Origin of the sequence: Plasticicumulans lactativorans (assembly GCF_004341245.1) — a bacterium.
In the GTDB taxonomy this organism is placed as follows: Bacteria; Pseudomonadota; Gammaproteobacteria; order Competibacterales; family Competibacteraceae; genus Plasticicumulans_A; species Plasticicumulans_A lactativorans.
In genome coordinates, this window is the sequence record NZ_SLWY01000010.1 from 111,257 (window position 1) to 129,476 (window position 18,220).

Sequence of the window (18,220 nt, forward strand, 5' to 3'; positions counted from 1 at the left end):
CAGGGAGGAGGGAGATGCCGACAATCACTTCGGCCGGAATCGGTTCCGGCCTCGACGTCAACGGGCTGGTGACCCAGCTCATCGCCGCCGAGCGCACCCCGACCGCCAACCGGCTCGACAAGCGCGAGGCGGCGCTGCAGGCGCAGGTGTCCGCCCTCGGTTCGTTCAAGAGCGCGCTGGCCGATTTCCGCACCGCGGCCGGTGCCCTCGACGATCCCGGGCGCTTCACCGCGCTCAAGGCGAGCGTCGGCGACGGCTCGCTGTTCAGCGCCACCACCAGCAGCGCGGCCGCGACCGGCAGCTATTCGATCGACGTGCAGTCGCTGGCGCAGGCGCAGCGCCTGTCGACCGCGCGCTACGCCGCGGTCACCGATGCCGTCGGCACCGGCACGCTCACCTTCCGCTTCGGCAGCTACGATGCCGGCGGCACCACCTTCACCCCCAACCCCGAGCGCGCCGCCAGGACCGTCACCATCGCCGCCGCCGACAACTCGCTGGCGGGCATCCGCGATGCGATCAACGCCGCCGACATCGGCGTCACCGCGAAGCTGGTCGGCGACAGCGGCGGCTACCGGCTGGTGCTCGGCAGCGACGCGAGCGGCGCCTCCAACGCCATCGAGGTGACCGGCATCGCCGGCCTCACCTACAGCGCCGCCAGCAAGGACCTGACGCAGACGATCGCCGCGGCCGACGCCCGGCTGGTGGTCGACGGGCTCGACATCCGCAGCGCCACCAACGCCGTCACCGGCGTGGTGCCCGGCGTCACGCTCGACCTGAAGAAGGCCGACCCCGGCAACCCGACCACGCTGACCATCAGCCGCGACAGCGCCGGCGCCAGCGCCGCGGTCAAGGGCTTCGTCGACGGCTACAACAAGTTCGTCGCGCTCACCAAGCAGCTCACCGCCTACGACGCCGACAGCGGCAGCGCCGGCGCCCTGCTCGGCGATGCCACGGTGCGCGGCGTGCAGTCGGAGCTGCGCCGCCTGCTGGGCACCCGCCTCACCGGCGCCGACTCGGCCTTCACCACGCTGAGCGACATCGGCATCAGCACCAAGGCCGACGGCACGCTCGCGCTCGACACCGCCAGGTTCGGCAAGGCGCTCGATGCCGATGCCGAGGGCGTGGCCGGGCTGTTCGCGCGCAACGGCCGCTCGCGCGATGCGCTGATCGACTTCGTGCAGAGCGGCAGCGCCACCGTGCCGGGCCGCTACGGCGTGCGCGTGGACACGCTCGCCAGCCGCTCGAGCCTCACGGCCGGCGCCCTCGGTTCGCTGACCGTCGATGCCGGCAACGACACGCTGGCGCTGCGCGTCGACGGCGTCCTCAGCGGCAGCGTGCAGCTCACGCACAAGACCTACGCCAGCGGCGACGCCCTCGCCGCCGAGATCCAGAGCCGCATCAACGCCAGCAGCGCGCTGCTGGCGGCGGGTGCCGCGGTCAGCGTGAGCTACGCCGGCGGCGCGCTGACCTTCACCTCGCAGCGCTACGGCAGCGCGTCGAACATCGCGATCACCGCGGTCGGCACCACCAGCGCGGCGACGCTCGGCCTCGCGACCGCCACCGGCGCCGCCGGCGTCGACGTCGCCGGTGCCATCGGCGGGACGACGGCGAGCGGCCGCGGGCAGCGCCTGACGGCGAACGCGGGCGGCGCGACGGGCATCGCCCTCGACGTGCGCGGCGGCAGCACCGGCACGCGCGGCGACGTGACGGTGTCCGACGGGATCATGGCGCGCCTCGACGACTACCTCGATGCGGTGCTCGGCGCGGGCGGCACGCTGGAGGCCCGCAGCAAGGGCCTGGATGCGCGCGTGAAGGACGTCGACGACGACCGTGCCCGGCTGGAGACCCGCCTGGCCGGCCTGGAGGCGAATTACCGTCGCCAGTTCAACGCGCTGGACGAGCTGATGTCGCGCATGCAGGCGACCGGCAACTTTTTGACGCAGCAGCTCGCGAATCTCGGCAAGAAAGACTAAGTCCCTGTCTTGAAAACACTCGTCGCCGTCGGCAGGCATCTTGCCTGATGCCGCTCGTGGTGTTTTTCCCGTCAATCCGGCGGCGCCGGTCCGGCGCCTGCAGCAGCGAGGCACATCATGAACATGTCCATGCAAGCCAGTGGCCTGCGTCAGTACCAGGAGGTGCGCGCCGCCGGCGGTACCGCCGACGCGAGCCCGCACCGGCTCATCCAGTTGCTGTTCGAGGGCCTGCTCGAATGCCTCGCGGCGGCGCACGGCCACATCGAGCGCGGCGAGCCCGCGGCCCGGGGCGAGGCGATCGGCAAGGCCATCGCCATCCTCGGCGGCCTGCGCGAGGCGCTCGACTTCGAGCGCGGCGGCGAACTCGCGGCGAACCTCGAGGAACTCTACGCCTACTGCGAGCGCCGGCTGGTCGAGGCGAGCCGCGACAACGACCGCGCGCGGCTCGACGAGGTCGCCGGCCTGATGCGCCAGATCAAGGACGGCTGGGACGCCATCGCGCCCGGGCATGACGCCCGCTGAGTGGGAGGGCGGCGCACAGCGCCTGCGCGATGCCGCCGCGGCGCTGTGCGCCGCGGCCCGTGCCGCCGACTGGGAGGCGGTCGCCGCGCTCGAGGCCGCGCGCGCGCCGCTGCTCGCCGGGCTGCTGCCGGCACCGGTGGCGGTCGCCCCGGCGGCAGCACGCGCGCTGATCGAGAGCCTGCTCGCGGCCGATGCCGAGGTGCTGGCGCTCGCCGCCACGGCGCGCAGCGAGGCGGCGGCGGCGGCGGCGCGGCTCGTCGCCGGCGGCAGGGCCAGGGCCGCCTACGGTGGCTGACGGCACCGGCCTCGCCGTCGCCGCGCACTGGCCGCTGCGCATCCAGGCGCTGGCGGCGCTGCCCGATGCCGCGACGCTGGGCGCGACCGATGCCGCCAACCGCACGGTGTTGCGTGCGCTGCTCGCGCTCGCCGTCGGCGATGCCGGCGACGACGGCGCCGTGCCCGACGACCCGGTCGCGCGCGTCGAGGCGAAGCTCGACGCGGTGCTCGACCTGCTCGCCGGGATGCTCGCCGCGGCCGCACCGCTGCCGCCGGCGGTGGCGCTGGTGCTCGCCGCCGATCGCCTGGAGTGGGCGGCGCCGGCGGGCGCGGGGCCGGTGTGCGTCGAGTTGTACCCGGACCCGCGCTACCCCCGCGCCCTGCGCCTGTACGGCATCGCCGAGCCCACCGAGGCCGGCGGCGGACGCTTGCCGCTCGCCGGCCTCGCCGCCGCCAGCGCCGAGGTGCTGACGCGGCTCGTGTTCGTGCTGCACCGGCGCGCGCACGGCGCCGGGCGGCGGGCGCGCGCGTCGCGTTGACCGCGTGCGCGGTGGTATCGTTCAGCGCGCCGCGGCGGGGTTGGCACTCCGCGCGCAGGAGCGGCCGGATGCCCGCGGCCGGATGCGGGCGATACGCAAGCATGCCAGCGGGCGCCCGAGGTGGCGCCCCCCAGGGGTCAGAGATGAGTACCCTTGCCGTCCTCGTCATCGACGACGATCAGCGCCACGCGCAAGAGCTGCGGGCGATCCTCGAGTTCATGGATGACGCCAGCGTCACCCTGGCCGATGAGGGCGCCGTCGACGACGGTGCGCTCGACCTGCACGACACCGCGGTCGCCTACCTGCGCCGCGCCGAAGACGACGAGCACCTGACGCAGCGCGTGCAGGGCCTGCGGGCACGCAACCCGGCGCTGGCCGTGGTGGTGGTGGACGACGCCCCGCAGCCGTTGCCGTCCGCGCTCGCCGGGCCCGGGGTGTTCGAACTCTCGCGGCCGCTGCGCCAGAGCACGCTGGCCGAGCTGATGGGGCGCATCGCCGAGTTCCGCCAGGCCGGCACGGCCGGGCGCGCCGCGCCGCCGCTGCGCCGGCCGCCCGAGCTGTTCCGCGCGCTGGTCGGGCAGAGCCGCGCCATCGCCGAGGTGCGCACGCTGATCGAGCGTGCCGCCCCCACCGATGCCACGGTGCTGATCCTCGGCGAATCGGGCACCGGCAAGGAGGTGGTCGCGCGCAACCTGCACCACCATTCGGCGCGCCGCAGCGGCCCCTTCGTGCCGGTGAACTGCGGCGCGATCCCCGAGAACCTGCTCGAAAGCGAGCTGTTCGGCCACGAGAAGGGCGCCTTCACCGGCGCCATCACCGCGCGCCGCGGGCGCTTCGAGCTCGCCGAGGGCGGCACCCTGTTCCTCGACGAGATCGGCGACATGCCGCTGCCGATGCAGGTCAAGCTGCTGCGGGTGCTGCAGGAGCGCAGCTTCGAGCGCGTCGGCGGCAACCGTTCGATCAGCGCCGACGTGCGCATCGTCGCCGCGACTCACCGCCAGCTCGAAACTCTGATCGACCGCGGCCAGTTCCGCGAGGACCTCTACTACCGCCTGGCGGTGTTCCCGATCGAGATGCCGCCGCTGCGCGAGCGCAGCGCCGATCTGCCGCTGCTGATCGACGACCTGCTGCGCCGCCAGGAGAACCAGACCGGCGTGCGCCTGGCGCTGACCGCGGCGGCGCTGCGCTGCCTGGCGCGCTACCCCTGGCCCGGCAACGTGCGCGAGTTGGCGAACCTGATCGAGCGCCTGGCGATCCTCAGCGGCGGCGGGCTGGTCGACGTCGCCGCGCTGCCGCCGAAGTTCCGCGCCGGCGTCGAGGGCCTCGACGAGCCCCCCGCGGCGGCGCTCGCCGGCGAGCGCGCGCTGGCGATGAGCGACCCGGGCGCGCTGCCGCCGGGCGGGCTCGACCTGCGCCAGCATCTCGCGGACATCGAGACCCGGCTGATCCTCGGTGCGCTCGCCGAGGCGAACGGCGTGGTCGCGCATGCCGCCGCGCTGCTGCGCATGCGCCGCACCACGCTGGTCGAGAAGATCCGCAAGTACGGGCTGCGCACCGAGGAGGACATGACGTAAATCCGTCGATGCCGCGCCGATGGCCGTCGCGACGGTGGCGAAAATTCGGCGGTGCGTGGCAAGTCCATGACAGGGAAGCGCTTTTGTTGAGGCACGGTTGTTGCTGAGCGTGCACGGTAGCCACCTCACGGCCACCGCAACGAGCGTGACGAACCATGCAAGCCCTTCCGCTTCCCGCCGCTGTCGAGACCCGGCCCGTGACCGCCGCCGTGCCGGCGCGGCAGCCGGGCTTCGCCGCCGGCCACGTCGAACGCCTGCGCGTGCTCAACGACATGGTGGCGCGGGTCAGCGAGCAGATCAGCAGCCCGCTGCCGGCGCCGCTGGCCGACGCCATCGAGGTGCCGGCCGAGGCCGGCCCGCCGCTCGACCACGCGCTGCTCGGCCGCCTGCAGCACCTGGAGTCGCTGGTGCGCCAGCTCCTGGTGTGCGTGCGCGGCGAGCGCGGCGAGCGCCGGCCGCTCGCGCTGGTGCCGTGGTTCGCCGGGCTCGGCGGCGCGCTCGCCGCGCGCGTGGCGGCCGACGGCGGCAGCCTGGAGCTGCGTTGCGTGCTCGACGAGGCGACCGTGCTGGCCGACCCCGAGGCGCTGCTGACGGCAGTGCAGGCGATGCTCGACGCCTGGCCGCGCTGCGCGCGCGGCTACCGCGTGCTGCTGCTGCTGGCAGGCGCCGAGGACGGGGCGTGCGAACTCGTGCTCGCCCGCCACGGCACCGACGACCGGCCGGCCGGCCCGCCGGGCGCGACGGTGCCGACGCTGGGAGCGGCGGCGGCGCGCATCATCGCCCGGGCCCACGGCGGCAGCCTCGACGAGCGCCATGACGCCGACGGCGTGCGCCTGGTGCTGCGCCTGCCGCGCGCCGCCTGAGCCGGAGCCGCACCGATGAGCGAGCCTCTGAGCATGAACACCACGCTGGCGACGCTGCGCGCGCTGGCGCAGGCGGCGCAGGGACCGGCCGCCGCCGATGCGGCCGCACCGGCGGCGCCGGGGGCCGATTTCGCGACCGTCTTCAAGGGCGCGCTCGAGCACGTCAACGCCACGCAGAACCGTGCCAATGCGCTCGCCGAGTCCTTCGAGGCCGGCGCACCGGGGGTGGACCTGTCGGACGTGATGGTGAACCTGCAGAAGTCGCGCGTGGTGTTCCAGGCGACGCTGCAGGTGCGCAACAAGCTGGTCGCCGCCTACCAGGACATCATGAACATGCCGCTGTAGCGGCATACGGCCCAGGGGAGTCGCAAGCGTGGCCGAAGTCAGTGCACCACCCGCGGCGGCGGACGCCGCCGCGCCCGCGCCGGACGCCAGCGCGCGCCCCGACTGGCGCGCCTGGGCCGGGCGCCTGCGCACGCCGGGGCCGCTGCTCTACGGGACGGTCGCCGGCGCCGTGGCGCTGCTCGCGGCGATCGTCGCCGCGTGGCTGTGGGCCGGTGCTTCCGACTACCAGCCGCTCTACCGCGGGCTGTCGGAAGCCGACGCCGGCCAGGTGATGGAAGCGCTGCAGAAGGCCAACGTGCCGTTTCGCGTCGACCGCGACAGCGGTGCCCTGGCGGTGCCCGCCGAGCGCGTGCACGAGACGCGGCTCAAGCTCGCCGCGCAGGGGCTGCCGCGCGGCGCGGTCAGCGGCTTCGAGCTGCTCGACCAGCACAACGGCCTCGGCCAGAGCCAGTTCATGGAGAACGCGCGCTACCAGCGGGCGCTCGAAGGCGAGCTCGCGCGCTCGGTGATGAGCATCGGCGCGGTCGCCAACGCCCGCGTGCACCTGGCGGTGCCGAAGGAGTCGGTGTTCGTGCGCAACCGCCAGCCGCCGAGCGCCTCGGTGCTGCTGCAACTGCAGCCTGGGCGCGTGCTCGACCCCGGCCAGGTCGCGGCGATCGTGCACCTGGTGTCGTCGAGCGTGCCCAAGCTCACCGCCGACCAGGTCGCGGTGGTCGACCAGAACGGCAACCTGCTCACCCGGCCCGCCGGCAGCGGCGGGCTCGGCCTCAACCTCGACCAGATGGAGTACCAGCAGCGGCTCGAAAGCAACTACGTGCGCCGCATCGAGGACCTGCTGAGCCCGATCGTCGGCAACGGGCGGGTGCGCGCGCAGGTGGCGCTCGACCTCGACTTCGCGGCGCGCGAGGAGACCAGCGAGGCGTTCGACCCGCGCCGCGACCCCGGCATGATGCGCAGCGAGCAGTCGCTGGAGGAGTACAACGGGCGCCCCAACCCGCAGGGCATCCCCGGAGCGCTGTCGAACCAGCCGCCGGGCGTGGCCACCGCGCCCGAGCAGGCCGGCGCGGCGAACCCGCCGGCCGCCGGCGCACCGGGCGGGCCACAGGCGCAGGGGGGGCCGCAGGCGCAGGGCGGTGGCCAGGGGCAGTTGCCGCTGACCGAGGCGCAGCGCGAGGCCGATGCCAGCCGTCAGGGCCGGGTGCGCCGCGAGCTGACCCGCAACTACGAACTCGACAAGCGCGTGAGCCACGTGCGCAACGCCCCCGGCCAGGTGCGACGGGTGTCGGTGGCGGTGGTGCTGGACGACCCGATCGGCCTCAACGAGGCGGGTGAGGCCGCGCGCCTGCCGTTCAAGCAGGAACAACTCGACCGCTTCACCGCGCTGGTGAGGGAGGCGGTGGGATTCGACGCCCAGCGGGGCGACACGGTGAACGTGATGAACGCGACCTTCGCAAACACCCCCTTCGACCCCAACCTGCTGCCGATGTGGCGGCAGGACTGGTTCCTCGAACTGGTGAAGTGGGCGGTGATCGGCATCGTCGCGGTGCTGTTCCTGTTCCTGGTGGTGCGCCCGGTGATGAAGCGCCTGCTGCCGCCACCGCCCGCACTGGCCCCGCCGCCGGCACCGTCCGCCGCGCCGCCGGCGCTCGCCGGTGCGGCCGGGCAGGCGCTCGCCGCGGCGGCCGAGGCCGGTGCGGCCGAAGCCGACGCCGCTGCCGGCGAACTCGCCGAGGACCGGCTGGAACTCAGCAGCCGCGCCACCCAGGCGCCGCGCCTCGCCAACGAGGCTGCCGCCGCGCTCGACGAGCAGATCCGCCAGGCGCGCCTGCTGGTGGCGGAAGACCCGAAGCGCGCGGTGCAGGTGCTGCGCGCGTGGATGGAACTGCCGGCCCCGGCGGCGCTCGTTGACGCCCGCGAGACGGCCGAAGCCGAGGAGGCCTGACGCATGAACCCCGACCAACCCGCGCTGGCCGGCGTCGACCGCGCCGCGGTGCTGCTGATGGCGCTCGGCGAGGACCACGCCGCCGACCTGCTGCGGCATTTCGAGCCACGCGAGCTGCACCGCATCGGCGCCTCGATGACCGCGCTGCGCCACGTGGAGCGCGAGCAGGTCGCCGAGATCGTCGCCAGCTTCACCGCGCAGGTCGCCAACGAGAACGCGATGACCGCCGACACGCACACCTTCGTGAAGAACGTGCTGACCCGGGCGATCGGCCGCGACAAGGCCAAGAACCTGATGGACCGCATCCTCAACGCCGACGGCTCGACCGGCGTCGAGGCGCTGAAGTGGATGGAGGCCAAGGCGGTCGCCGCCGGGCTGCGCCGCGAGCACCCGCAGGTGATCGCGCTGGTGCTGTCGTACCTCGAATCCGAGCAGGCCGCCGAAGTGCTCGGCCTGCTCCCCGACGACCTGCGCTACGACGTGCTGATGCGCGTGGCCACGCTCGACAGCGTGCCGACGGTGGCGATCGGCGAGCTCAACGACGTCATCGAGAAGCAGGTGATGCGCAACATCAACGCCGCCACCAGCTTCAAGGTGGGCGGCCCGAAGCGCGCCGCCGAGATCCTCAACCTGCTCGACAGCGGGGTCGAGGGCGCGATCATGGAGAAGCTCAAGGTGCTCGACGAAGGCCTCGCGGTGAAGATCGAGGACCTGATGGTGGTGTTCGAGCACCTGCTCAACGTCGACGACCGCGGCATCCAGAACCTGCTGCGCGAGATCAGCTCCGAGACCCTGCTGATCGCGCTGCGCGGCGCCGACGAGGGCGTGCGCGAGAAGATCCTGAAGAACATGTCGAAGCGCGCCGCCGAGATGATGCGCGACGACCTCGAAAGCATGGGGCCGGTGCGCCTGATCGACGTCGAGGCGGCGCAGAAGGAGATCATGAGCGTCGCCAAGCGCATGGCCGAGGCCGGCGACCTGGCGCTCGGCGGCGGGGGCGGCGGGGGCGGCTATGTGTGAGGCGCGCACCCGGATGCCGGTGGAGGTGAGCCATGTCCGCTAGCGGTCGCGTGATCCCGCGCGATGCCCTCGGCGAGGTGCGCCGCTGGGAGCTGCCGAGCGTCGACGACCCGGAGCCGCCGCTGCCGCCGCAAGCCGAACCAGCGCCGGAGGCGGTCGAGCCCGAGCCCGCGGCGTCCGTCGAGGCGCCGCCGCCCGCCGAACCCGCCATCGAACCCGAGCCCGAGCCCGAACCGCTGCCGGCGCTGCCGACGCTGGAGGAGATCGAGGCGATCCAGCGCGAGGCGCAGGCCGAGGGCTACCAGGCCGGCTTCGAGCAGGGGCTCGCCGAAGGGCGCGAGCGCGGCCATGCCACCGGCCTCGCGGCCGCCGAGGCCGAGGTGCGCGCGCAGCTCGCCGCGCTGCAGGGGGGGCTCGATGCGCTCGCCGCGCCGCTCGCCCGGCTCGACGCCGCGGTCGAGGACGAACTGGTCCAGCTGGTGATCGCCATCGCGCGCCAGTTCGTGCGCCGCGAACTGCGCGCCGCGCCGGGCGAGATCGTCGCGCTGGTGCGCGAGACCGTCGCCCTGCTGCCGCTGGCGAACCGCCCGGTGCAGGTGCGCCTGCACCCCGACGACGCGCGCCTGCTGCGCGACCGCGGCGGCTCCGGCGAGGTCGCCGCCTGGACGCTGGTCGACGACCCGACGCTCGCGCGCGGCGGCTGCGTGGTCGAGGCCGCCGAATCGCGCATCGACGCGAGCGTCGAGGCGCGCCTGAACACGGTGATCGCGACGCTGCTCGGCGGCGAGCGCGACGAGGATGCCCCGCATGAGCCCGCCTGAGACCCCGCCGCCCGCCGGCGGGCTCGCCGCGCGCCTGCGCCGGCGGCGCGAGCGCCTGGCCGCGCTGCCGGCGCTGCCGGTCGAAGGGCGGCTGACGCGCATCGTCGGGCTGACCCTCGAAGCCGCCGGCTGCATCGCCCCGATCGGCGCGCGCTGCCGGGTGGTCGGCAGCGACCGCCGGCCGGTCGAGGCCGAGGTGGTGGGCTTCGCCGACCGCCGCCTGTTCCTGATGCCGAGCGGCGACATCCACGGCCTGATGCCGCATGCGCGGGTGATCCCGAGCGCGGCGTCGAGCACGGTGGCGCTCGGCGAGGAGCTGCTCGGGCGCGTGCTCGACGGCAACGGCCGGGTGCTCGACGGCCGTCCGCCGCCGCAGGCGGCGCGGCGCCTGCCGCTCGCCGGCCGGCGCCTCAACCCGCTGGCGCGCAAGCCGATCCGCGAGCCGCTCGACGTCGGCGTGCGCGCGATCAACGCGCTGCTCACCGTCGGCCGCGGCCAGCGCATGGGACTGTTCGCCGGTTCGGGCGTCGGCAAGAGCGTGCTGCTCGGCATGATGACGCGCTTCACCAACGCCGAGGTGATCGTGGTCGGGCTGATCGGCGAGCGCGGGCGCGAGGTGCAGGAGTTCATCCAGGAGATCCTCGGCCCCGCCGGCATGGCGCGCGCGGTGGTGGTGGCGGCACCGGCCGACGACCCGCCGCTGAAGCGCCTGCACGGTGCCACGCTCGCCACGCGCATCGCCGAGTACTTCCGCGACCAGGGCCGGCAGGTGCTGCTGCTGATGGACTCGCTGACGCGCTACGCGCAGGCGCAGCGCGAGATCGCGCTCGCGATCGGCGAGCCGCCGGCGACCAAGGGCTACCCGCCGTCGGTGTTCGCGCGGCTGCCGAGCCTGGTCGAGCGCGCCGGCAACGACGAGGCCGGCGGCTCGATCACCGCCTTCTACACCGTGCTCGCCGAGGGCGACGACACCAACGACCCGATCGCCGACGCCGCGCGCGCGATCCTCGACGGCCACATCGTGCTGTCGCGGGCGCTCGCCGAAAGCGGCCAGTACCCGGCGATCGACGTCGAGGCGTCGATCTCGCGGCTGCTGCCGCATGTCGCCGACGCCCGCCAGCAGGCGCTGGCGCGGCGCTTCAAGCAGCTCTATTCCAGCTACATGCGCAACCGCGACCTGATCAACGTCGGCGCCTACACCGCGGGCTCCGACCCCGCGGTCGACGAAGCCATGCGTTTCCAGCCGCGCCTGCGCGAGTTCCTGATGCAGGGCATGGACGCGAGCGTGAGCCTGGAGGCGAGCCTGGAACAGCTCGAAGCCCTGCTCGGCGACGGGGTGGCCCGGTGAAGGACCGCATCCGCACCCTGCAGCCGGCGGTCGACGTCGCCCACGAGCGCGAGCACGCGGCGGCGCGCCAGCACGCGCAGGCCCGCGCGCGGCTCGACGAGCAGCGCGTGCGGCTCGAACAGCTGCTCGCCTTCCGCGCCGAGTACGCCGAGCGCCTGCACCAGGACGGCCGCGGCGGGCTGTCGGCGCGGCGCCTGCACGACTATCTGGTCTTCATCGGCAATCTCGACGCCAACATCGCGCAGCTGCGCCGGCAGATCGAGGTGCACGAACTCGAAGTGGCGCACGCGCGCAAGGCCTGGCAGGCGAGCCGCGCCAAGGCGCGCGCGCTGGCCGAGGTGATCGCGCACTACCGGCGCGAGTCGGGGCGCCTCGAAGAGCGCCGCGAGCAGGCGGCGAGCGACGAATTCGCGCTGCAGAAGCACCGCGACCGCCAGGTCCCCTAGGCCGGACCGAGGAGCACGGGCCATGAACAGCATCGAGTCGATCAAGGTCGCCACCGGCGCCACCGCGGCGGGCACGGGGGAGCGGGGCACCGACGCCGCCGAGGGCTTCGCGCAGTTGCTCGCCGGCGTGTCGCCGGCACCTGCAGCGCCCGCTGCGACGGTGGACACCGGCGCGGACCTCCCCGCGGACGGCGAGGCGGCCGACCCCGCCGCGGCCGCGCTCGATCCGCTGCGTGCGCTGCTCGCCAGCCTGCTGCGGCCCCCGCAGGCCGCAGCCCCCGCCGCCGCGACGCCCGCGGCCGCACCCGCGGACCCTGCGGCGCCCCCCGCCCCGGAGGCCGCCGCCGTGGAAGTCGCCGGGGCCGGGGTGACCACGGTCGCTCCGGCGGTGTCCGCGACCGTCCCGGCTGTCGCCGCGGACCCGCCGGATGCCATGCCGCAGGCGGCACCGGCAGCGCCTGCCGGAGGGGCGGCCCCGACCGGGGCGCCGGTCGCCGGCGTCGACGCCGGGAGCGGGCGGGTGGCGCGGAGCTTCCCGCTGCCGGCGGCGAATCCCGCCGCACCGGCGCTGGTGGCGGGTGCCGCCGCTGCGGCGGTGGGCGGGGGTGGGGCGGAGGGCGTGCCGGCGGTGCGTCCCGCGGCGCTGGCGGGGGATGCGGCCGGTGCGTCCGTCGATGCCGCGGGCGCTGGTGCGGTCGTTGATACGGTCGTGCCGACGGATGGCGAGGCGGTCGACGCGGCCGCGACCCCCTCCGATCCGTTGCGCGTACGACTCGCCAGCCTGCCGCGGCCCCAGCCGGCGGCCGCCACCGCGAGGCTTTCCCCCTCCGCGGCGGATCCCGCGGCGGCGCCGGTGGCGGCCGATCCGGCTGCCGTCGCGAATCTGCCGGATGTCGCGCCGCAACCGGGGGGGGCGCCCGTCGAGGTCGCGGCGCCGGCCGAGGTGCCCGTCGGCGGTGTCGACAGCGGTCGCGGGCGGGGGGAGGAGGCCTTCCCGCTGGGGGCCGGGAGCGCCGCCGTGCCGACCCGGGCGGCGAGCGCCGTCCCCCCTCCTGCGGTGCTGGGCGGGGGTGGGGCGGAAGACGCGCCGGCGGCACGGCCTGCGGGGGCAGCGGCCACCGAGGCCGCTGCCCCCGCGATCGCGCCGGTGGCGGCCGATCCGGCCGTCGCCGCGGACCTGCCGGATGCCGCGTCGCAGGCGGCGCCGGCAGCGCCTGCCGGGGGGGCGGCCCCGACCGTGGCGCCGGTCGCCGGCGTCGACGCCGGGCGCGGGCGGGTGGCGCGGACCTTCCCGCTGCCGGCGGTGAACCCTGTCGCGCCGGCCCCGGCGGCGGGGGGCGCCACCGTTGCCGCGGCGGCGGGCGAAGGCGAGGCGGCGGGGGTGCCGGCGGCAGGTCCCGCGGCGCCGGAGGAGGATGCGGCCGATGCGCCCGCGTCCGTCGATGCCAGCGCCCAGGCAACCGTCGCCATCGCCGGCCGCGATGCCGCCGTCACGTCGACTCCTGCGCCCCTCGCGCCGACGGCCGACGCCACGGCCGGGCTCGTCGCCGCCGGCCTCGCGGCCGCACGGCCTTCCCCGCAGCAGACACCGACCGCGGCTCCGGCACGTGCCGGCAGCGCGCGCCTGCCGTCGCCGACGGTGGCGCCACTGCTCGCCGCCCGCACGGCGACGCCCGCGCCGGCCGCCAGCGCCGATGCCGGTGCGGGGACGGTGCCGGCCACGGCGCCCGGCGCGCACGGCGGCGATGCCGGCGCGCCGCCGTCGACGCCCGCCGCCGAGGCCGGCGCGCCGTTCTTCGTGTCGGCACGCGGTGCGGGCGAAGCCGAGCAGGCACCGGCGGGGCCGTCGGCGGGCCTGCCCGGAGCCCCTGCGCCCCCGCCGCCCGCCGACCGGCCGGCGCCGGCGAACGCGCCGTCGCCGCAACTGCCGGTCGAGCAGCCGCGCAGCTGGGCGCCGGCGCTCGGCGAGCAGCTTGCGTGGATGGTGCAGAACCGCGAGCAGCACGCCGAGATCCGCGTCAATCCGCCCCATCTCGGTCCGGTGGAAGTGCGCCTGCAGCTCGCCCAGGACACCGCCGACGTGAGCTTCCGCACCCACGACGCCGGCGTGCGCGAGGCGCTCGAAGCGAGCCTGCCGCGGCTGCGGGAGCTGCTCGGCAGCCAGGGCGTGCAGCTCGGCCAGACGAGCGTCAGCGACCACCCGGCGTCGCGCCAGCCGGGCACGGCCTGGGGCGGTGCCGACGCACAGCGTCAGGGCGACCCGCACGGTGGCGCGCGCGAGCGCCTGCCGCATGACGCGCCCTTCGGTGCCGGCGGCGACGAGCTCGGCATCCCGGTGCGCACGCTGCTCGGCGGCATCGACCACTACGTGTGAATGCCCCCGCGAGGCCGGCAGGCGCCGTGCCACAGGTGTGGTCAGACACGCCCCTTAGAGCGAAAAGTTTGTATCGTTAGCAGCTCGCGCTTTACCTTGCAGCGCAACATTGGGCATGCTCGCCGCGGTTTTGCGCGTGCAGCGCACTCGAAGGCGAAATGGAGCGACGAGCGTGGAAGCGATTTACGTGGCGGTCGGGCTGGGCGTGGGCGTCCTGGTGGGCGTGACCGGCATCGGCGGCGGCGCGCTGATGACCCCCATCCTCGTGCTCGGTTTCGGCATTCCGGTGACCACGGCGGTGGGCACCGACCTCGTCTACGCCTGCGTCACCAAGATCAGCGCCGTGATCGGCTACGCGCGTCGCCATGCGCTGCGCTGGGACGTGGTCGGCCTGTTGCTGTGCGGCAGCCTCCCCGGCGCGATCGCCATGCTGTGGGGGCTGCACGCGGTCGGCACGCAGAGCATCGCCGCCACCGCGGCGATCAGGACCGGGCTCGGCATCGCCGTGGTGGTGTCGGCGCTGCTGCTGTTCGCCAAGCGTCACATCCAGGCGATCGGCCGCGGTGAGCGCCTGCCGCGGCTCAAGGTGTTCGTCAAGCGCTGTCGGCCGGTGTTCACCGTCGCCGTCGGCCTGGTGCTCGGCGCCCTGGTGGCGCTGACCTCGGTCGGCGCCGGCACGCTCGGCACCGCGGCCCTGATCATGCTCTACCCTGGCATGCTGGTGCAGACCATGGTCGGCACCGAAATCGCTCACGCGGTGTTGCTCACGGCGGTGGCCGGTTATGGTCACTGGAGCCAGGGCAACGTCGACCACGAACTGCTGTTTTCACTGCTGGCGGGCTCGATCCCCGGGGCCTACCTCGGGAGCCATCTCGGGCTGCGCCTGCCGGACCGCATCGTCCGGCCACTGGTCGCCTGCTGTCTGATCTTCCTGGGCGGCAAGCTGATCTTCTGATGCCATCCTTCCGTTGTTCCACCGATGCCACTTCGATCCGAGGTTGAGTGACCGATGACCACCCTGATTGCGCCCCATGGCGGCAGCCTGAAGAACCTGTACCTGTCGGCCGACGCCGCCGCCGCCGAGAAGCAGAAGGCGCGCGAGTACGTTTCGTGGGATCTCAGCCACCGCCAGCTCTGCGACATCGAGTTGCTGCTGAACGGCGCCTTCTCGCCGCTCGAGGGCTTTCTGGGTGAGGCCGACTACGACCGCGTGGTGCGCGAGATGCGCCTCGCCGACGGCACGCTGTGGCCGATGCCGATCACCCTCGACGTGTCCGAGGCCTTCGCGGCGACCGTGAAGCGCGGTGAGCGCATCGCGCTGCGCGACCCCGAGGGCGCGCTGATCGCGGTGCTCGAAATCGGCGACATCTACACGCCCGACAAGGCCGTCGAGGCGCAGGGCGTGTTCGGCACCACCGACGACACCCACCCCGGCGTCGCCTACCTGATGCACAAGGCCGGCCCGGTGTATCTCGGCGGGCGCCTGTTCGGCATGGAGGAGCCGCCGCACTACGACTTCCGCCACCTGCGCAACTCGCCGGCCGAACTGCGCGCGCTGTTCAACAAGCTCGGCTGGCGCAAGGTCGTCGCCTTCCAGACGCGCAACCCGATGCACCGCGCGCACCAGGAGCTCACCTTCCGCGCCGCCAAGCTCTCCCAGGCCAACCTGCTGATCCAGCCGGTGGTCGGCATGACCAAGCCCGGCGACATCGATCACTACTCGCGCGTGCGCTGCTACGAGCACCTGATCAAGCAGTACCCCGAGCAGAGCACCATGCTCAGCCTGCTGCACCTCGCGATGCGCATGGGCGGCCCGCGTGAGGCGGTGTGGCACGCGATCATCCGCAAGAACCACGGCTGCTCGCACTTCATCGTCGGCCGCGACCACGCCGGCCCGGGCAAGGGCCGCGACGGCAAGGACTTCTACGGCCCGTACGACGCCCAGGCACTGGTGGCGAAGCACGCCGTGGAGCTCGGCATCGAGATGGTGCCGTTCCAGGAGATGGTCTACGTCGAGGAGCTCGCCGAGTACGTGCCGCAGGACGAGGTCCAGCCCGGCCAGAGCGTGCTCAACATCTCCGGCACCGAGTTCCGCCGCCGGCTGATGGAAGGGCTGGAGATCCCGAGCTGGTTCTCCTACCCCGAGGTCGTCGCCGAACTGCGCCGCACCCACCCGCCCAAGCACCTGCAGGGCTTCACGGTGTTCTTCACCGGGCTCTCGGGGTCGGGCAAGAGCACCATCGCCAACGCGCTGATGGTCAAGCTGATGGAACTCGGCGGGCGGCGCGTGACCATGCTCGACGGCGACCTGGTGCGCAAGAACCTGTCGAGCGAACTGGGCTTCAGCAAGGAACACCGCAACATCAACATCCTGCGCATCGGCTACGTCGCCAGCGAGATCACCAAGAACGGCGGCATCGCCATCTGCGCACCGATCGCCCCCTACGCGCAGACGCGCACGGAGGTGCGCTCGATGATCGCCCCGCTCGGCGGCTTCATCGAGGTGCACGTCGCCACCACCGTCGAGACCTGCGAGCAGCGTGACCGCAAGGGCCTCTACGCCAAGGCCCGCGCCGGCATCATCAAGGAGTTCACCGGCATCTCCGACCCCTACGAGACCCCGGAGAACCCCGAGCTGCGCATCCAGACCGAGGAGTGCACGCCCGACGAGGCCGCGCAGCGCATCCTGCTGAAGCTCGAAAGCCTCGGCTACATCCGCTGACGGCCCGCGTCCCCGCAGCGTCCTGCGGCCCGCCGCGCGCCATGCCGCGCGGCGGGCCGTGTCGTTTGATGGGGGCCGGGTGGCGCGGTGTCCCCGCGCCGCGCGGCGCGGGCGTGTGTCTTAAGGCGGGCTGCCGTCGGCCAGGCGCTTGAGCGCGCGCCCCCGCAGGCGGGCGTAGACGACGCAGCCGACGAACAGCGCGAGCGCGAGCGCGAGCGCGAGCGCGCCGAGGCGGCGGTCCGTGGCCCCGCCGGCGAGGTCGTCGATCGCCAGCACCACGTAGTAGAGCGCGAGGAACGCGGTCCAGGCGTGGGTGTAGGGGCGGCCGTGCAGCAGCCCGCGCAGCGGGAACAGCAGCGGGCCGACTTCGAGCAGCAGCAGGAACACCACCGGGTAGAGCGGGTTCGGTGCGAGCCAGACGATGCGCGCGAACCAGAACGCGAACAGGCCGAACCAGGCCGTCAGCACGAGCCAGCGGGCGGCGGGGATCATGCGCCGGCCAGCCGTCGGGCGGTATCGGCGAGGCGTCGGCCGAGCGCCCGGCACAGGGCCTTCTCGTCGCTGCTGAGGCGCTTGTCGCCGGCCGCCGCGTGGTGGCTGGGCCCGTACGGGGTGCCACCGCTGCGCGTGGTCTCCAGCGCGGCCTCGGTGTAGGGCAGGCCCAGCAGCAGCATGCCGTGGTGCAGCAAGGGCAGCATCATGCTGAGCAGCGTGCTCTCCTGGCCGCCGTGCAGCGTGCCGGTGGAGGTGAACACCCCCGCCGGCTTGCCGGCGAGCGCGCCCGACAGCCACAGCTCCGAGGTTCCGTCGAGGAAGTATTTCAGCGGTGCGGCCATGTTGCCGAAGCGCGTCGGGCTGCCGAGGGCGAGCCCGCTGCAGTCGCGCAGGTCGGCCAGCGTCGCGTAGGGCGGGCCGTCGGCGGGGATGGTGTCGGCGACCGCCTCGCAGACCGTCGACACCGGCGGCACGGTGCGCAGGCGGGCACTCACGCCGTCGATCTCGGCGACGCCGCGGGCGACCAGGCGTGCCATCTCGGCGGTGGCCCCGCTGCGGCTGTAGTAGAGGACCAGGATCTCGATCATCGGGCGAGCAGGGCGTCGAGCTTCTCGAGCGGGCGCGCCAGCACGGCGCGCTCGCCGATCACGACGATCGGCCGCTCGATCAGTTGCGGGCAGGCCACCATCGCCTCGATCAGCGCGCTGTCGGGCAGCGTCGGGTCGTCGAGCTGGCGTTCGCGGTAGGCCGCTTCACCCTGGCGCAGCAGCGCGCGCGCCGGCAGGCCGAGCCGGGCGAGCAGGCGGGTGAGCGTCGCCGCGTCGGGCGGTGCCTCCAGGTACTCGATCACGCGGGGTTCGAAGCCCTGTTCACGGAGCCGCGCGAGTGCTCCGCGCGATTTGGAACAGAGGGGATTGTGGTAGATCGTGACGCTATTTTCTGCGTACATGCAGGCAAAAT

General features: G+C 74.1%; 18 protein-coding genes. 15 read left to right on the forward strand and 3 right to left on the reverse strand.

Going from position 1 to position 18,220, the window contains the following annotated elements; all coding sequences use genetic code 11:
* The first annotated feature begins 14 nt into the window (after positions 1 to 14).
* The 15 genes from fliD (at position 15) to EV699_RS10265 (ending at position 16,765) form a co-directional block, all read left to right on the forward strand.
* Entirely contained in the window at positions 15 to 1,973 is a 1,959-nt protein-coding gene (gene fliD, locus EV699_RS10195; RefSeq protein WP_132542280.1) for a flagellar filament capping protein FliD, read from the forward strand.
* 117 nt (positions 1,974 to 2,090) lie between these two features.
* Positions 2,091 to 2,495, forward strand: coding sequence for a flagellar export chaperone FliS (gene fliS / locus EV699_RS10200; protein WP_424450028.1), 405 nt, complete (start codon positions 2,091 to 2,093; stop codon positions 2,493 to 2,495).
* Positions 2,482 to 2,790 (forward strand): flagellar protein FliT, encoded by a 309-nt coding sequence (gene fliT, locus EV699_RS10205; protein ID WP_132542283.1) that lies wholly within the window; start codon positions 2,482 to 2,484, stop codon positions 2,788 to 2,790. The genes fliS and fliT overlap by 14 nt, the downstream gene beginning before the upstream one ends.
* Entirely contained in the window at positions 2,783 to 3,310 is a 528-nt protein-coding gene (locus EV699_RS10210) for a hypothetical protein (RefSeq protein WP_165904090.1), read from the forward strand. The genes fliT and EV699_RS10210 overlap by 8 nt, the downstream gene beginning before the upstream one ends.
* A gap of 143 nt (positions 3,311 to 3,453) precedes the next feature.
* Positions 3,454 to 4,884: a sigma-54 dependent transcriptional regulator gene (locus EV699_RS10215; RefSeq protein ID WP_132542287.1), complete on the forward strand. Its 1,431-nt coding sequence runs from the start codon at positions 3,454 to 3,456 to the stop codon at positions 4,882 to 4,884.
* Positions 4,885 to 5,081: 197 nt separating this feature from the next.
* On the forward strand, positions 5,082 to 5,747 hold the full coding sequence (locus tag EV699_RS10220) for an ATP-binding protein (RefSeq protein WP_132542289.1): 666 nt from the start codon (positions 5,082 to 5,084) through the stop codon (positions 5,745 to 5,747).
* A gap of 15 nt (positions 5,748 to 5,762) precedes the next feature.
* Positions 5,763 to 6,092: a flagellar hook-basal body complex protein FliE gene (gene fliE, locus EV699_RS10225; RefSeq protein ID WP_243662623.1), complete on the forward strand. Its 330-nt coding sequence runs from the start codon at positions 5,763 to 5,765 to the stop codon at positions 6,090 to 6,092.
* Positions 6,093 to 6,120: 28 nt separating this feature from the next.
* Positions 6,121 to 8,034 carry a flagellar basal-body MS-ring/collar protein FliF gene (fliF, locus tag EV699_RS10230; protein ID WP_165904091.1) on the forward strand — a complete coding sequence of 638 codons (1,914 nt, stop codon included), beginning with the start codon at positions 6,121 to 6,123 and terminating at the stop codon, positions 8,032 to 8,034.
* A gap of 3 nt (positions 8,035 to 8,037) precedes the next feature.
* Positions 8,038 to 9,054 carry a flagellar motor switch protein FliG gene (gene fliG / locus EV699_RS10235; RefSeq protein WP_132542293.1) on the forward strand — a complete coding sequence of 339 codons (1,017 nt, stop codon included), beginning with the start codon at positions 8,038 to 8,040 and terminating at the stop codon, positions 9,052 to 9,054.
* 32 nt (positions 9,055 to 9,086) lie between these two features.
* Positions 9,087 to 9,875, forward strand: a complete 789-nt coding sequence (locus EV699_RS10240; RefSeq protein ID WP_132542295.1) for a flagellar assembly protein FliH — start codon at positions 9,087 to 9,089, stop codon at positions 9,873 to 9,875.
* Positions 9,862 to 11,223 carry a flagellar protein export ATPase FliI gene (gene fliI, locus EV699_RS10245; RefSeq protein WP_132542297.1) on the forward strand — a complete coding sequence of 454 codons (1,362 nt, stop codon included), beginning with the start codon at positions 9,862 to 9,864 and terminating at the stop codon, positions 11,221 to 11,223. Before EV699_RS10240 ends, fliI begins: the two co-directional genes overlap by 14 nt.
* Positions 11,220 to 11,669, forward strand: a complete 450-nt coding sequence (fliJ, locus tag EV699_RS10250; RefSeq protein ID WP_132542299.1) for a flagellar export protein FliJ — start codon at positions 11,220 to 11,222, stop codon at positions 11,667 to 11,669. Before fliI ends, fliJ begins: the two co-directional genes overlap by 4 nt.
* Positions 11,670 to 11,691: 22 nt before the next feature.
* Complete coding sequence (locus EV699_RS10255) at positions 11,692 to 14,043, forward strand: flagellar hook-length control protein FliK (protein ID WP_132542301.1); 2,352 nt, start codon at positions 11,692 to 11,694, stop codon at positions 14,041 to 14,043.
* Positions 14,044 to 14,215: 172 nt separating this feature from the next.
* Positions 14,216 to 14,998: a sulfite exporter TauE/SafE family protein gene (locus EV699_RS10260; protein WP_243662624.1), complete on the forward strand. Its 783-nt coding sequence runs from the start codon at positions 14,216 to 14,218 to the stop codon at positions 14,996 to 14,998.
* A 54-nt stretch (positions 14,999 to 15,052) separates the two neighbouring features.
* The gene (locus EV699_RS10265; RefSeq protein WP_132542305.1) at positions 15,053 to 16,765 is read left to right on the forward strand and encodes a bifunctional sulfate adenylyltransferase/adenylylsulfate kinase; all 1,713 of its coding nucleotides are present in this window, start codon (positions 15,053 to 15,055) and stop codon (positions 16,763 to 16,765) included.
* 120 nt (positions 16,766 to 16,885) lie between these two features.
* On the opposite strand, the gene EV699_RS10270 is transcribed toward EV699_RS10265, so the two are convergent.
* Genes EV699_RS10270 through arsC form a run of 3 tightly spaced genes read right to left on the reverse strand, consistent with a single transcriptional unit; the run spans position 16,886 to position 18,209 of the window.
* The gene (locus tag EV699_RS10270; RefSeq protein ID WP_132542307.1) at positions 16,886 to 17,257 is read right to left on the reverse strand and encodes a DUF2069 domain-containing protein; all 372 of its coding nucleotides are present in this window, start codon (positions 17,255 to 17,257) and stop codon (positions 16,886 to 16,888) included.
* Positions 17,254 to 17,847, reverse strand: a complete 594-nt coding sequence (gene wrbA, locus EV699_RS10275) for an NAD(P)H:quinone oxidoreductase (RefSeq protein ID WP_132542309.1) — start codon at positions 17,845 to 17,847, stop codon at positions 17,254 to 17,256. Before wrbA ends, EV699_RS10270 begins: the two co-directional genes overlap by 4 nt.
* Positions 17,844 to 18,209: an arsenate reductase (glutaredoxin) gene (gene arsC, locus EV699_RS10280; RefSeq protein WP_132542311.1), complete on the reverse strand. Its 366-nt coding sequence runs from the start codon at positions 18,207 to 18,209 to the stop codon at positions 17,844 to 17,846. Before arsC ends, wrbA begins: the two co-directional genes overlap by 4 nt.
* Positions 18,210 to 18,220: the final 11 nt, after the last annotated feature.

What these genes read in the sequence shown, in the direction of transcription:
- fliD (WP_132542280.1), top strand. Translation starts at nt 15, where the DNA reads ATGCCGACAATCACTTCGGCCGGAATCGGTTCCGGCCTCGACGTCAAC.
- fliS (WP_424450028.1), top strand. Translation starts at nt 2,091, where the DNA reads ATGAACATGTCCATGCAAGCCAGTGGCCTGCGTCAGTACCAGGAGGTG.
- fliT (WP_132542283.1), top strand. Translation starts at nt 2,482, where the DNA reads ATGACGCCCGCTGAGTGGGAGGGCGGCGCACAGCGCCTGCGCGATGCC.
- EV699_RS10215 (WP_132542287.1), top strand. Translation starts at nt 3,454, where the DNA reads ATGAGTACCCTTGCCGTCCTCGTCATCGACGACGATCAGCGCCACGCG.
- fliE (WP_243662623.1), top strand. Translation starts at nt 5,763, where the DNA reads ATGAGCGAGCCTCTGAGCATGAACACCACGCTGGCGACGCTGCGCGCG.
- fliG (WP_132542293.1), top strand. Translation starts at nt 8,038, where the DNA reads ATGAACCCCGACCAACCCGCGCTGGCCGGCGTCGACCGCGCCGCGGTG.
- EV699_RS10240 (WP_132542295.1), top strand. Translation starts at nt 9,087, where the DNA reads ATGTCCGCTAGCGGTCGCGTGATCCCGCGCGATGCCCTCGGCGAGGTG.
- fliI (WP_132542297.1), top strand. Translation starts at nt 9,862, where the DNA reads ATGAGCCCGCCTGAGACCCCGCCGCCCGCCGGCGGGCTCGCCGCGCGC.
- EV699_RS10255 (WP_132542301.1), top strand. Translation starts at nt 11,692, where the DNA reads ATGAACAGCATCGAGTCGATCAAGGTCGCCACCGGCGCCACCGCGGCG.
- EV699_RS10265 (WP_132542305.1), top strand. Translation starts at nt 15,053, where the DNA reads ATGACCACCCTGATTGCGCCCCATGGCGGCAGCCTGAAGAACCTGTAC.
- EV699_RS10270 (WP_132542307.1), bottom strand. Translation starts at nt 17,257, where the DNA reads ATGATCCCCGCCGCCCGCTGGCTCGTGCTGACGGCCTGGTTCGGCCTG.
- wrbA (WP_132542309.1), bottom strand. Translation starts at nt 17,847, where the DNA reads ATGATCGAGATCCTGGTCCTCTACTACAGCCGCAGCGGGGCCACCGCC.
- arsC (WP_132542311.1), bottom strand. Translation starts at nt 18,209, where the DNA reads ATGTACGCAGAAAATAGCGTCACGATCTACCACAATCCCCTCTGTTCC.